Origin of the sequence: Cedecea sp. (assembly GCF_036500665.1) — a bacterium.
Classification (GTDB): domain Bacteria; phylum Pseudomonadota; class Gammaproteobacteria; order Enterobacterales; family Enterobacteriaceae; genus Cedecea.
On the sequence record NZ_DASYBS010000035.1, the window covers coordinates 121,413 to 134,878 of the forward strand.

The following is a 13,466-nucleotide window of genomic DNA, read 5'->3' on the forward strand; positions in this document are numbered from 1 at the left end:
AAAAAATGTCTTTACAACTTCTATATCCAGTATCTAATTATGATGATTTTCTTTCTAGGGAAAATGGAGATGATGGGATTTGTTTTGGAATTAGTTTAAATTGGATTATTAAATTAATTAATAGTGATGGTGCAAATGTTTTACCACCGGATTCTGATATCGAATTGAAAGAATCGACTCTGTTTCAACGGGAGATTTATAATCGACACTCTGGGATTTTAGATAAAGATAGATTGAAGTGGGCAGGTAAAAAAATAAAAGACTCATTTCATGGGATAAAATACAAAATAAAAGGAAATAATATTGGTTTGTTGGAGTTCGATTCTTGTGAAAAATCCAAGGCTAAATTGAAATCATATGTTTCCGGGAAAACAGAAGACACAGCCTGTCTGTTGCTATTTGATGATAGCCCAATGAGTGGACATGCGGTTGCTGTCTTTAGGTATTCTAAATACAATAAGGTTTATTTTTACGATCCTAATTTTGGGGTTTATATTTGGAGGGGTGAAGATAAGGATGTTTATAATGATATTAGAGATCATTTACTTAAAAGCCTCAAAAAGAAATACATTCTTTCCGCTGGATTGTTTATAAAGTCAAAGTAAGCTTGCTTATTCTGAGGTGAAGTTGTTCGGTGAGGATTTTGAAATTAAATTCACGTATAAAACATAACCGCCAATAAAACATGAAGAATATAGTTGCCAATGGTGCAATATTAAAATGTACACAAGGAACGCTTCCTTCGCCACTAATAATATTACCGCAGAATCGTATTTTTGTGGAAGGAAATCCCGCAGCCAATATTATGGATAACAAACCGATGGTGAATATTTTCTCATTCGGAATGTGTAACTCGAAAGTCAATCCTGCAGTGATAGCAGCAACTGCTGCGGCAACGGCCGCGGCTATGGGGGTATTAACACCAACTCCAGCACCCTGTGTTCCAATGGTTATCTTCCCATGGGAACAAGGTGCGGAGAAGACACAGATCGCTGGTATGCCGGCATTAAATAAAAACTCAACCTGTCAATGTAGTTGGATTGGAAAGATTGAAGTTATCCATCCGGGCAGCCTGCGGACGCAAATAGCTTAAAGGAGGGTTCGGATGGGAAATATCAGGGCGGTACTGGTTAACGCCCCCGCCGCTTTAGCTCACGCTCAAGTTGCTGGACTATCCGGAAATGAAGGACTCAGCCAGTTATTCTACTATCAGGTTGTGCTTCTCCATCCGGCTGGCGCTATTGATATTTCGACAATGATCGGCGAAACGCTGGCGGTGGAGATTACTGGCGACAACGGCGCTAACCGCTACTTCCACGGTCGCATTGCCGAGTTTGCCGAACAGGGGCCGGAAGGGCGTCATTTTCGCTATCAGTTCATCTTGCGCCCCACACTGTGGTTCTTGTCGTTAAATCGGCACTGCCGGGTATTTCAGGCACAGAGCGTCATTGAGGTAATTAAAGCCATATTTAGGGATGAAATACAGACGGACTGGCGGCATGAAGGTAGTTATGCACCTCTGGAATATTGCGTGCAGTACCTGGAAAGCGATCTGGACTTCGTCTGTCGCCTGATGGAGGAGCAGGGGTTGTATTATTTCTTCCGACATACTGCCAATGATCACCCGATGACGATTGTCGATTCGACGGTAGGCCACATAGCTATCGACGGTTGCAACGAAATGTTGTGGGATCCGATGGGACAACGTGGTCAGGCGTCGTTACAGCGTTGGCAACCCCAAGAAAAATGGCGGCTGGATGCCGCAGCGGCGAGAGATTTTGATTATACCAAAGCAATGAACCGTGAATCGGGCCTGTTGCACGCACGAGCCGGAGAAGGCGACAGTGTCTGGCTCAACTACCCCGCGCGGGTCGATAGTCAGCACGCGGCCCAGGACAGTGCAAAGCGGCAACGACAGGCCGAGCTGACAGGGAAGTGCTGTGTTGTTGCAGAAACCCAAATGCCGGCAGTAGCCGCTGGCGGCATCATCACGTTCAGCGGGCATTACGATGAATCCGCACGAGGGAATTATTTAATTGTCGAGGCGCAACCAGAGATTTGGAGCGAATACTCGGCAGGTGGGGCTTGCAATCTGCAGTTCAGTAGCCCATTGGTGTTGCAAAAGGAAAAGGCGGAGTTCCTCCCAGCGCGCAAGACGCCGCGGCCGGTTATTGCCGGGAGCCAAACGGCATTGGTAGTGGGTAAGGCGGGCGAAGCGCAATGGGTTGACCGTTACGGACGTATCAAGGTGCAGTTTCATTGGGATGGCGGGAATAATCAACACGACGCCTGTTCTTGCTGGGTGCGCGTAGCGCAACCCATAGCGGGAGATCGCTGGGGCAGTGTATTTCTACCGAGAGTTAACCAGGAGGTGGTCATTACGTTTTTGGAGGGTGATCCGGATCGTCCCTTGGTTACTGGCTGCGTTTACAACGCCGGCATGCTACCACCCTATGCTCTGCCGCAAAAAGCCACACGCTGCGGTTTTAAATCCCACTCTTTTGGTGATGCTGGAGTATTCAACGAATGGCGGTTTGAAGATAAAGCGGGCGCTGAACAGCTGCTGCTGCATGCTGGCCGCAATAAAGACGTCTCTGTGAAGAACGACGCGCTGGAATGGATCGGTAACGATCGACATTTACTGGTGAAGGGCAACCATTATATTCGCAGCGAAGGGGATGAGCATCATAACGTTCGCGGAAAAAGCTTTCGGCAAGTCGGCAAGGATTTTTCTTTGCATATCGAAGGTAAAGGCGCGTGCAAAGTGGAGGGGAACTTGGCACTGATGGCGAGCAAACTGGATGTTAAAAGCAGCAGAAACCTGACTCTGGAGGCGGGAGTGACTCTGACGCTCAAGGCCGGTGGCAGCACGCTGGTTCTTGGGCCTACGGGAGTATCAATCGACGGTGCTTTAATCAATATCAAGGCAAATACATTGGTCAATATCAACAGCGGCTCCGGTGCGAAAGCCTCTACGGCAGAAGAACCTAACACTTCGACGCCTCAGCACCCTAAGGAGGCGGATGATGGCAGCCTTTAATTATAAGTTAATGCGTTATTGGGCTACCGCTTTGGTATTTTGCAGTTCCCTGCTTGCCGGCTGCCAGAGCGCTCAGGAGCAAGACAGTGTGCTAACCCTATCGTTGGTAGCCAGTGAAGATGTTAACCCGGATCTTAATCTGCGCGCTTCGCCAATCCTTATTTGGGTAATGCAGCTATCCGATGACGAAGACTTCAACCATGCCGAATTCTTCACGTTAGTAGCCCGGCCTGGCCCTGTGGCCCTTCATGGCGTGCTTAGCCGACGTTCGTTAATGTTGCTACCTGGTGAAATAAAACAGATGAGACTGCCATTAGATCCAAAAGCACATTATATCGCTCTGGTGGCGGAATTTCGGGACTTGGCGAGGAGTGTATGGCGTTTCAGCTATCCATTAGACATGAAGCAGCGTGACGCATTAAGGATTCATATCCTGCACCAGTCTCTCGTTGTGTCAGCCAAAGACGGTGAAGCAGTAGCACAATCAACAATAGAGGCTAAACATGGCGGATAACCAACATAAAGTGATTTGGTGTGAAGGGATGTTTTTGCAACCTCATCACTTTCAACAACAGGAAAGGTACTGGCGATCCCAAATTGCTTCAACCTTGCAACTGGGGCAATACGCGTGGGGGTTCACTCGACTAAGACTCGATCTTACTCACCTGAGACAGGGGATCATCGCGTTGAGTGAGTGTGCGGGTATATTTCCGGATGGCTCCAGTTTTGATTATTCAGCGGATGAGACGACGGCCCTGCCGACGTTGCGTGTTACGGAAGATATGGTGGGAGCAACGGTGGCATTAGCTTTGCCTTTGATGGGGCGTCACCGGTTGGACAGTTGTTCTACGCCCTCGGAGCAGGAGTTAGTACGTTATCGCACTATTGAGGCGCAAGTAGCCGATCGGATCACGCCGGATGGCGAGACGATATTGATGCAATTGGGGGAGCTGAACCTGTGCCTGGCGCCTGAAGCACAAGTGTGTGATTCGTACTGTTATCTGCCAATAGCGCAGGTGCAGTCGCTGCGGCCGGATGGCCAGATTATTCTGGATGACGATTACATTCCTCCGGTGTTGAGTTATCGCGCCGCGCCGCGTTTGGCACGTTGGGTCGATGATTTTCTTGGGCGTTTACACTTGCGGCAGCGTCAACTACAGGAGTTCAACACTCTATCTGCCGGTAGTGGGGCGATGGACGTGAGTCGTTTTTTGTTTCGCCAATCGGTCAATCGCGCCGTAGCGTTGTTGACGCATTTCAGCGTGCAGGACAGATTGCATCCTGAAGTGTTGTTCCGCGAACTGCTAGCGTTGACAGGTGAGTGGGCAATATTTTCGTCGGAAAGAAACTCGCCTTTGCCGCGCTATGATCATTGGCGTCTAGATCAGACATTTTCCTCTCTGATGTACGAGTTACAGCACATCCTGAGCATCGCTGGCTGCTCGAATGTGATCACTTTACCGTTGGAACAGCGTGAATTTGGGATTTATCACGCGCAGATCACGGATACCGCGTTGATTCAGTCGGCCCGCCTTATTTTAGCGGCCAAGGCGGAAATGCCCTCTAATACGCTGCGCGATGAGCTGCCCTCCCGTCTGAAGGTGGGTACAAGTGAACGGATACACGATATGGTGAATTTACAATTAGCAGGACTGTCGGTAACGGCACTGCAAACCTTGCCACATGAAGTGCCTTACTTTGATGGTTATCAATACTTTGAGTTGGGAACAACAGTTGACGGTGAGGAAAAACTACAAGGTGCAAGCTCTTTAGCTATTCATGTTGCAGGCCATTTTCCCAATGGAGAATTGGCTTTGTGGGCATTTCGGGAAAATGACGCATGAAGCGTTGGCATTTACGTGGGAAAAATGATGAGGATGCGGCTCCCGCTGTATTGCATCAATTAGCAGAAAAAATTTTCAGCGAGTCTGTTCGACTTCGCGGACTGAGCCATATGTCAAATTTGATGGCGTTGCGGGTGTTGCTGATTTCCTTGCTTGAGGATTTTCAACGTCGGGCGATGGATTCAGGGATCGACAAGCTGCAGATAGAAACAGCGCACTATGCGCTTTGCACATTACTCGATGAGGCGATTGGTGATACGCCCTGGGGCTGTGGTGTTTGGGGGAGTGATAGCCTGTTAATGCATTGCCATGGGGAAAGCCATGGCGGGGAGCGCTTTTTCGTGTTGTTGGAGCAGGTTGAGCAGAGCGAACTGGGTAATGAACGGTTATTGGCGTTGTTTTATCTCTGCCTGGCGCTGGGGTTAGAGGGTCGTTACCGCATCCAACCTGATGGAGTGGCACAGTTGACGGCGATACGGCGTCGACTTTATCAACGTGTGAGTCAGGCCGGGCTTGAAATACCTGTATCACAGAACAGGTGTCATTTATCATTTTTTTCGGCACGGAGGAGGATGTGGATTGGTGGCGCAGCATTATTAGCACTGACCGTCATCGTTGGGATGCTGATAGCATTGAAAGCCTCTGTCGAACGGCAACATCTTCGGCTACTGGATATTATAACCTCTCAATCCGCTCAACCTAACCTGTTGCATCAATTGGCGGTCGCGTTGGCGACAGATGTTCGCAATGGCGCTCTTACTTTGACCTCTGAAGGGCCCGGAGCGCGCATTACTCTTAGTACCAGCACATTCTTTGCCAGCGGCAGTGCAGAAATTGGAGCGCCTCAACGGGAGTTATTGCAACGATTGTCCTCCAGTTTTCGGCACCTTGCTGTTCAGATACGTGTTGTTGGCCATAGTGACAATCAGTCAGTTGGTCGTAAATGGCAAAACAATCAGGTGCTTTCACTTGCCCGAGCGAAAACCGTGATGAAGGCGTTAACACCGCCTGGGGCAGAGATAGCATTAAACATCGTTGCAGAGGGACGCGGCGCTGATGAACCCCTTGTCGATAATGATAATGCGGACAACCGTGCGCGTAACCGTCGCGTTGAAATTTATATCACCCCGATTGATTAGTGTGCCGTAACCCGATCGATCCTTTTTCACGACCCGGAGTACGGTCTATGTCACCTCGATCTTTATCCTATTTAAAATATCCCTTATTGGCGCTGGTAACCCCAATTGTATGGATGCTTCAGGCAGGGTTGCGTGGGCGTCTTGAAGCATTATTAGCGTCGCCGCTTCCTTTGTTGATAGTTTCTGGCGCCGTTGCCACATTTCTCGCGTGTGGCCTTGCGATACGACATTGGCGTCGGAAGAGCAAGACGGAACAGAAAGTAAAGACAGCACCCACCCCTCGTGAACAGCGATTGCGAAACATCGTTGTTACGCACCAACTTGCGCTTGCCGCTAATCAGAGTGCATTCCTGCTGCTCAACACGCAGCACTGGCAGGGTTCCGATCCTGTATCAGAGGAGGCTGAGGGAAGTTATGATGTGCCGGATGTTGTGAGCCGTGAGATTAGCGTTTTTTCTGTGCTTGAGGTTCAGAGTAATCTGTTACTGCAGGAAAATGAGCAGGATGCTGGTTTATGGTGGAGTCTGCTGGATGCATATGGACATGTGCCAAAAGGGGTGGTGCTGACTATCAGTGCGGCACAGTTACTGGAAGACAACGAAGAACAAGGGGTTGCCACGGCGTTGGCGTTGCGTATGAGACTGGCCGAGCTGGCGCAGCGTTGGGGGGAAGGCTTGCCATTACAGATTGTGCTCGTTGGATGTAATGTCGTTGACGGGTTTTCATCGATGCGCCAGCGCCAGGATATTGCCGTATTACATTTTACGTCCGGTGGCAATATGCGGACGTTAGGTGGATTATGCCAGCAAATGCAAGCGTTGTTCGTTTCGCAGGATATGGGATTGTTTGAACATATTGAGAAACAGACTGACCGACGAGAGCGTTGCCAAGTTTACACGTTCCCTGGAAATTGGACGTTGTTAGGGTTAAAAATGCACGCATTTTTAACCCTTTTGCTGACAGCGTCTCCTGACCAGCGACAATGCGAACTCCAGTCTCTTCGTTTTTGCGGGGAAACGGGTGGTGTGACGATATATCAAGCCCGACTGCAGGCGATGAATTCAACCCAGAGAAATGGTGCCGTACGACGGTGGTTCCGCCGCGGCACTGTGACATTTCGCTTTCCTTACGGCTTGTTTTTCTGCTTGTTGTTGATTGCCGCTGTGGGCGGTTCGTTGGCGTATTTTCATTCTGAGCGTCAACACCTGGAACGCATTACCGATTATTTGACTCGACTGGAGCAATGGGACCTTCCCGCCAACCCGGGGCCTGAACTTGTAGCTGGGCTCAATATTGCCAAGCAACTATGGGATGAGAGTTCCTCGCATAAAATAAGCTTTACCCGCGATTTGATTGATGACACGAGACAGCTCTACCTCCACTTATTGAACAACGGGTTGTTACCGGACAGTCGACATCGGCTTGAGCAGGCATTGTTGCAGGCAAAAACGGATGAACAGGCAGCCCGATTGTTGGGACTTTATTTGGGGCTTAACGGCGGAGTCCCCTTATCACTGGTGGAGCAAGCCCTCGATTGGTTCAGGGAGTCCTGGCGTAATGACTTACTGATTGGGTTGGATACGTTACAGCGCAGGCAATTGGCCGATCATTTACGTGTACTCTTAACCACATCACATGCGGAAGAAGTCCGGTTGAATCAGGTACTGATTCAGCAGGTAAGAGAACGCCTGTCGGCCCAGTCTCTACCGGAGCGGTTATTGCGCCGTTTACACGCGGAAGAAGCTCGGCCTCCAACCTCGGGGTTAGCGAAAGGGACGGATATTGATTTTTTTTTTCAGCGTCAGGATGGGGGCCGGGTAACGTCAGGGATGACGGGACGTTATAGCCGTTGGGGGTACCGGCATCTGGAACAACGTATATCTCAAGTGTTACCCAACGTCTTGGCCGAGGATTATTGGGTGATGGGGGAGGTTCCTGAACAGGTAACGCCGATGTTGGTGAATGCTGTTCGCCAGGCCTATTTTAAAAGGTATGTTCGGTATTGGGACACTTTCTTGGCGGACTTGTCTTTGGTGTTGCCTCCCACCGGTGGGAATTGGATACCATGGCTGAAACAACTAGCACAGGCCGATTCAGCCTTGTTCTCCTTGTTGACTGCGGTGAGTGAAGAAATACGGCCGACGCGCGTTGATGGGACTGGCACGGAGAGCGAACCTCTAGAGGAGGATCTGGTGAGTAGACACTTTTTCACTTTGCATAGCGCGCTTGATAAAGATGTGTACAGAGAAGAACTACAGATGGCACTGATAGCCGCCGCCCAGGAAATACCACTCGCGGGAGAGGACTCGTCTACAGGGGCGGAGAGGCAAAATAAATTGGCAGATATCGTCGAGCGTAGTCCCCGACAGATACAACCATTGCTGGAGGGGCTGCTGGACGCAAACCGTGCCCATCGACAACAGAAACAGCAGATGGCATTGAATCAGTTGTGGCAAACGACAGCGGGGGGCCGGTGTGAGGTTGCAGTACATCAACGTTATCCTTTTGATCAACAGGCTGCTGAAGAAGTGAGTCTGGTAGATTTCAATTGGTTGTTTTCTTCTGGTGGAGCCTTGGATCGTTTTCAGGAACAAGCTGGCGAGAATATTCCAAATAATGCTGTGTTTACACGGCGTGAGCAGATACAGCAATTTTTTTTCCTTAATCAGAAGCATGCTGCCCTGGATTTCAGCGTCCGTCCCGTAAGCTTGCATCATAATATCGCGTATTTTACTCTCACCGATGGTGTGGAGACGTTGCGTTATGGCCATGGTCCGATTCAGTCAGTGGAATTTCATTGGCCGCCTCAGTCAGCGGCGAGAGTATTAAGAGCACAAATAACTTTACATAGTGGTGAAACTCGCGAAGTTGAAATAGCTGGCCAATGGGCCTGGTTTCGTTTGTTTGAGCTGGCAACTGAGCAAAACGACGTGGGCGAAAAATTATTGCGCCTGGACTTCTCCGGCAACCCGGTGGCTTTAGGGATAACATTGCCACAGAGTAAGACTCCTCCTGAAGAACTGCTACGAGATCTGCTTTGTCCAAATGAGGTTGTGTTCATTTAATTTTCATACTCACGTTAGGACAGGTCTAAGAAAGATGAATTTCTATCTGGCCTTTTCCTTGTTAGTTTGATTAATCCGGATATGTCTGAAGGACTTTACATTAGAAGAGGACGTGTCAATAGAATATATCTCACCAAATGTGTAATTCTAGAGGAGGTGAATTTTATAAACCAAGATAATATAAATATGCAAATTTAATTTCATGTTTTACTCTCCCTGGAGTCATTCAAGTATTTATAATGAGGTAATGAATTTGATTTACTATAGATATGATAATAAGCCTATGGAAAATATATTACAACAGGGTTTTTTGGGAACTCGGCATACGGATGTTACTTTTATTCCTTTTGGCGGTAATAGTGTTTTCTCCTCGTGTAGTAAGGTAGGTGCTGCCAACTTTCTAAAAGAGATTTACAATCATGAAGAATACTTCACTCCTTTAACTATAGAGGGGTATAAGACATCATCTATTTTTAATTTATACAGAATAGAACATACTGGAAGGACTCTCAATCTCCATGAATACAGTAAGACCTATAAGAGATGTAACTATTCAAAGGGGATTCTTAGATATTTGATTATCGAGGAATATCTAAAACCTTTGTTGATCCAGCAACCTCAATATAGAGGAGCAACATATGAAGTGTTGACTAGAATGGCTTTCAAATTGGCAGAGAAAAACAAAAAGCTTGAGATAATGGTAGACAACTATTTACGAGTTTGTGCAGCATATACGAAAGAGGTTATTCTTGAGGGGCCGATTCCGCCAGGGAATGTAACTTGGATGGGTAAGGTTGATATAAGCAACGCTCGATTTCTTACTCTTGATTATTAGCCAGTTTAATTGTTATGTGAAATTAAATTTCTATTACATCACCCAAGTAAAAATATCAACTACATGCTTGCATTGTGAACGTTATTTATAATTTAGGTTATCTCATGGCATATAAAGATTTGGTAATTAAAAATCTAAAACAAACATCACCGACAACAATCTATGAATTCCAACGAATTCACTCCTTATGTGTTAATAGAATATTGACTGCAACTCGCTTGTGCCGTTGTATGTCAGCATTGGAAGCTGCTGCATGGGATAAAGTGTCGCTACCTGGTTCTAAGCGAATGTCTTCAAACTTGTCCGGATTATTGAACCCAATATTGATGGAAACAATGCGGGCTAGTGAAAGTGAGTATAAGCCAGTAATTCTAAAGTGGTTTTCTTTTGATCACCCATATTTATTTAAAAAATACAATGTTAATGAGGCTGACATGAGGGAAGGACAAGAGTATCTAATGGTATTACCTATTGGATTTGAAGTTAAGGCTGCTTTGATCAAAAGGTTACTTCCAGATGTAAGCATGAAAGGTATTAGTCAACAAATAAGAGCGGATGCTTGCAGGGGGAAAGTTGAAGGTGGAACAGTTACATTAGGGATCCCACTCTCTCTTCTTGAAAGAATATCCAGCCAGTTGTCAATTGAGCGATTAGGGCATCGGATTCTCTTATAGGTATTGTAGTACAGTAAGTTTTCACTGTGAATTTCACTTGGAAACTAAATCATTACAATTACTATCATGCACTTACGAAATCCATAAGCTCTTTTGCTATATCGGGTTAGTTTTCTATTGTAAGGTTTGGATTACAATGTTGTAGCCTGTGTCTGATGGCGATTGTAGTCAGAATTATGAAATTATGAGGCATCGTTAATTCAGATAGGATAATCAAGATGTTTCATGACGCAAAGATCACTTTGTTAATGGCAGTCATTCTGTCGGTAGTTCTTAATTCTCAATCGGTTTCAGCATCAGTGGCAGGAGGACAGGTAAGGTTTTATGGTAGTATTGTTGAGCCTTCATGTCTGGTGAAGAAAGATAGTCAATTGCTGGGGTTAGACTGTTCTAATCGTAACGATATACACTCTGGTATTGAATCAGAAATTGCCAACACCCATTTTATTTATATTGATACTGACGAAAAACTAGCAGTACTTACTGTGACTTATCGTTAGCATACATCGGTAAACTTATTCTTAAAACTAAGATTGTCGTATTAATATTATTTTCTATGATATTACATTCGGACACCTAATGATTGGAGTAACATTGGTGTTAATTAGAGTGAAATATATTAGGCATAAGCTGAATTTTTCATAAGCCTGAGTTTTAAATTCGTTAGCTGGAAATAATACCATGTTAATTTCTAAAATTTACATTATGAAGGATAGAAAAAATTAATATCAACGGAAAATAATTCATTGTTAGAAAGTGTAACGCGCAAGCAAGACAAAAAATTGCCTTAATTAGCCATGATCGATTCCTACCGTTGCAGCGCATGGTATTTGGAAGCGCCGATGTACCCTGTTCCGTCTGGAGTTAATATTCATTGGTATGTGCCTCATGGCAAAAGTATACCAAGACACGAAGATTGTTAATCTCTATGAGAGGTTGCATAGTAATATAACTCTCCCTCCACGAAAAGACTATTTTAGGCGATTAACAGCAAAAAACTAGGTACTTCGAGCTGATCTAATGATTCGGGGCATTTACATAAGTAAATGCCGCCGATTCAGCTGGCAAACTCTTTGTATCTACCCTTTGAGATTGACATCGCTACAGCTGTAAAAACCTTCACCTACCGGATCAATTCGCTGCCACCGGATGTAGATGACGTGTTTACCAGTATAGTTTTTGGCATTTACAGCGAATTTGTATTGACCATTTTCCAATTTTACATTTTCAACTTTGCCTAATAGCTCAAGATCACTCCATTTTAATGCGGCTTTTTCAGCATCATATTCAGGTTTGGAAATATAAACTTCAAAGAAACTTGGATCATGAGGGGCTGCCGCATCATAAGTGATGTCTATCTTTCCCTCACCATCTTTCTGAATATCTGTGGTTCGCCAGGTAGTAACGCTATCTAAGCCTGACTTATCATTCCATACTTTAGCTCTTTCATCCCAATTAGGTTTGCCAACGTTTCCAGCAGAACAAAGTTGCCCATCAGGTATCGCGGCTTTCACTGCCTCTGGGTTGTTATAATCGGCAATATCCTTAGACGTTTCATGCCATTGTAAAAATTGATAGTTTGATTGTTGAATAATGTCAACTTCTTCTTTTGTGCTTTTTTTATTTCCTTCTTTTTTAGGGACAAAAAAACCAGATTCATCTATGTATTTATGATAAACGTGCTGATATGCCGCTCTGCAGTCGGTTTGCGGTATACTTGATCCGTCAGCAGGCCAATAATACCCGCCAACTTTATAACATTGGTATTGCCGGGAGATCGGGATGAGTGGTGATCCGTGTTTCTGAGCTGCACTATCTTTTGTCATTGGTGGCGGTTCTTGTGCAAAAACAGCCGTGGAGAACAGTGAATAGGTTGCTATTGTTAACAGTGTTTTTTTCAGTAACATAATGTACCTCTCTATGGTTCGGTTAAATCGGATAGCTCCGACACTCTGGTATGACCATTAAAATACTTAAACAGTATTGTTCATAAATTCATTTTTGATGTGATGTAAATCACAAAAAAAACAAGATAAAAGATTATGCATAATTTAAATAAATGTTTTAAATTTCTTATTAGGTCACGGTGTCTGATTACTTGAGGGGAGTTTGGAAACATCTAGATTGACGGTAGGAGCTCTATCTGACAGGAATGAGGTCTAAAGCAAAGTGCAATCGCATCATGAAAAAATACCAGGAAATGTTAGTGATAATTTGGAGTATACAAATTTAAACATACGACACTGATAACTGTGATCGAAGATATTATTTAGGAAGGTTACAGATCTAGATGTGCAGGAGCGCTGAGAAGGTACTCTCTTGTATCCCCCTCGATGCGTCATGGCCATCAATGCTGTCACATACCAGTCACATACGTTCATGGTAAGGTGATAATCGTGAGCGCTGCCGTAAGTATCCCCATCAAAACGGGCCAATCGAACTGATAGAAACCCTATAAAAATTCCTTTTCGGTTTGATACTCACCTTAAATAGTTGGGTTATGGCCAGGATGGACAGCTTGGTGCGTAGCTATCAATTCAATTTAACATAATCAGTATTATGTGCACCTAGATTGTCAGCGCAAAGCGATAATGTCGTGTTTTACCAAAGTTAAAATGTCATCTTTCGGTTAGTCTGTTTTCACAGGCAGACAATCCGGAGCGTCTATGTTGGTTACCATGAGCCAGAAAGAACTGAACCGTATTCCCGTGCTGCAGCAAGTCTGCGACAAACTCCTTACACAATCAGCTGCAGCCAAACTGCTGAACCTCAGCGTTCGTCAGCTCCAGCGAGTTCTTGTCAGATATTTGTCCGACGGTGCTGCTGGCATCGCTTCGCGTAAACGCGGTAAACCCGCAAACAACCGCGC

12 protein-coding genes are annotated in these 13,466 nt (G+C 45.7%); 11 read left to right on the forward strand and 1 reads right to left on the reverse strand.

Annotated features, from left to right (window positions below; translation table 11 throughout):
- The first annotated feature begins 5 nt into the window (after nucleotides 1-5).
- The 10 genes from VGM55_RS06245 (at nucleotide 6) to VGM55_RS06290 (ending at nucleotide 11,097) form a co-directional block, all read left to right on the forward strand.
- Entirely contained in the window at nucleotides 6-605 is a 600-nt protein-coding gene (locus VGM55_RS06245; RefSeq protein WP_331634988.1) for a YopT-type cysteine protease domain-containing protein, read from the forward strand.
- Nucleotides 606-685: 80 nt separating this feature from the next.
- Nucleotides 686-1,093 (forward strand): DUF4280 domain-containing protein, encoded by a 408-nt coding sequence (locus VGM55_RS06250; RefSeq protein ID WP_331634990.1) that lies wholly within the window; start codon nucleotides 686-688, stop codon nucleotides 1,091-1,093.
- 12 nt (nucleotides 1,094-1,105) lie between these two features.
- Entirely contained in the window at nucleotides 1,106-3,040 is a 1,935-nt protein-coding gene (locus VGM55_RS06255) for a type VI secretion system Vgr family protein (protein ID WP_331634991.1), read from the forward strand.
- Nucleotides 3,024-3,554: a type VI secretion system lipoprotein TssJ gene (gene tssJ, locus VGM55_RS06260; protein WP_331634992.1), complete on the forward strand. Its 531-nt coding sequence runs from the start codon at nucleotides 3,024-3,026 to the stop codon at nucleotides 3,552-3,554. The genes VGM55_RS06255 and tssJ overlap by 17 nt, the downstream gene beginning before the upstream one ends.
- On the forward strand, nucleotides 3,544-4,884 hold the full coding sequence (gene tssK, locus VGM55_RS06265) for a type VI secretion system baseplate subunit TssK (protein ID WP_331634993.1): 1,341 nt from the start codon (nucleotides 3,544-3,546) through the stop codon (nucleotides 4,882-4,884). Before tssJ ends, tssK begins: the two co-directional genes overlap by 11 nt.
- Complete coding sequence (gene icmH, locus VGM55_RS06270) at nucleotides 4,881-6,023, forward strand: type IVB secretion system protein IcmH/DotU (RefSeq protein WP_331634994.1); 1,143 nt, start codon at nucleotides 4,881-4,883, stop codon at nucleotides 6,021-6,023. Before tssK ends, icmH begins: the two co-directional genes overlap by 4 nt.
- A gap of 47 nt (nucleotides 6,024-6,070) precedes the next feature.
- Entirely contained in the window at nucleotides 6,071-9,088 is a 3,018-nt protein-coding gene (locus tag VGM55_RS06275) for an ImcF-related family protein (protein WP_331634995.1), read from the forward strand.
- Nucleotides 9,089-9,335: 247 nt separating this feature from the next.
- Complete coding sequence (locus VGM55_RS06280) at nucleotides 9,336-9,923, forward strand: hypothetical protein (RefSeq protein WP_331634996.1); 588 nt, start codon at nucleotides 9,336-9,338, stop codon at nucleotides 9,921-9,923.
- Nucleotides 9,924-10,027: 104 nt separating this feature from the next.
- A complete protein-coding gene (locus VGM55_RS06285; RefSeq protein WP_331634997.1) occupies nucleotides 10,028-10,597 on the forward strand; it encodes a hypothetical protein in 570 nt (189 codons plus the stop codon).
- A 218-nt stretch (nucleotides 10,598-10,815) separates the two neighbouring features.
- Nucleotides 10,816-11,097 (forward strand): hypothetical protein, encoded by a 282-nt coding sequence (locus VGM55_RS06290; RefSeq protein WP_331634998.1) that lies wholly within the window; start codon nucleotides 10,816-10,818, stop codon nucleotides 11,095-11,097.
- Nucleotides 11,098-11,676: 579 nt separating this feature from the next.
- Here VGM55_RS06290 and VGM55_RS06295 read toward each other — a convergent pair.
- Nucleotides 11,677-12,504 carry a lytic polysaccharide monooxygenase gene (locus VGM55_RS06295; RefSeq protein WP_331634999.1) on the reverse strand — a complete coding sequence of 276 codons (828 nt, stop codon included), beginning with the start codon at nucleotides 12,502-12,504 and terminating at the stop codon, nucleotides 11,677-11,679.
- A 759-nt stretch (nucleotides 12,505-13,263) separates the two neighbouring features.
- Here VGM55_RS06295 and VGM55_RS06300 point away from each other — a divergent pair.
- On the forward strand, nucleotides 13,264-13,466 hold a 203-nt coding region (locus VGM55_RS06300; RefSeq protein WP_331635000.1), incomplete at its 3' end, for a helix-turn-helix domain-containing protein.

Bases quoted from the DNA above. Each gene is read 5' to 3' on its own strand.
- VGM55_RS06245 (WP_331634988.1), top strand. From the start codon at position 6: ATGTCTTTACAACTTCTATATCCAGTATCTAATTATGATGATTTTCTT.
- VGM55_RS06250 (WP_331634990.1), top strand. From the start codon at position 686: ATGAAGAATATAGTTGCCAATGGTGCAATATTAAAATGTACACAAGGA.
- VGM55_RS06255 (WP_331634991.1), top strand. From the start codon at position 1,106: ATGGGAAATATCAGGGCGGTACTGGTTAACGCCCCCGCCGCTTTAGCT.
- tssJ (WP_331634992.1), top strand. From the start codon at position 3,024: ATGATGGCAGCCTTTAATTATAAGTTAATGCGTTATTGGGCTACCGCT.
- tssK (WP_331634993.1), top strand. From the start codon at position 3,544: ATGGCGGATAACCAACATAAAGTGATTTGGTGTGAAGGGATGTTTTTG.
- icmH (WP_331634994.1), top strand. From the start codon at position 4,881: ATGAAGCGTTGGCATTTACGTGGGAAAAATGATGAGGATGCGGCTCCC.
- VGM55_RS06275 (WP_331634995.1), top strand. From the start codon at position 6,071: ATGTCACCTCGATCTTTATCCTATTTAAAATATCCCTTATTGGCGCTG.
- VGM55_RS06280 (WP_331634996.1), top strand. From the start codon at position 9,336: ATGAATTTGATTTACTATAGATATGATAATAAGCCTATGGAAAATATA.
- VGM55_RS06285 (WP_331634997.1), top strand. From the start codon at position 10,028: ATGGCATATAAAGATTTGGTAATTAAAAATCTAAAACAAACATCACCG.
- VGM55_RS06290 (WP_331634998.1), top strand. From the start codon at position 10,816: ATGTTTCATGACGCAAAGATCACTTTGTTAATGGCAGTCATTCTGTCG.
- VGM55_RS06295 (WP_331634999.1), bottom strand. From the start codon at position 12,504: ATGTTACTGAAAAAAACACTGTTAACAATAGCAACCTATTCACTGTTC.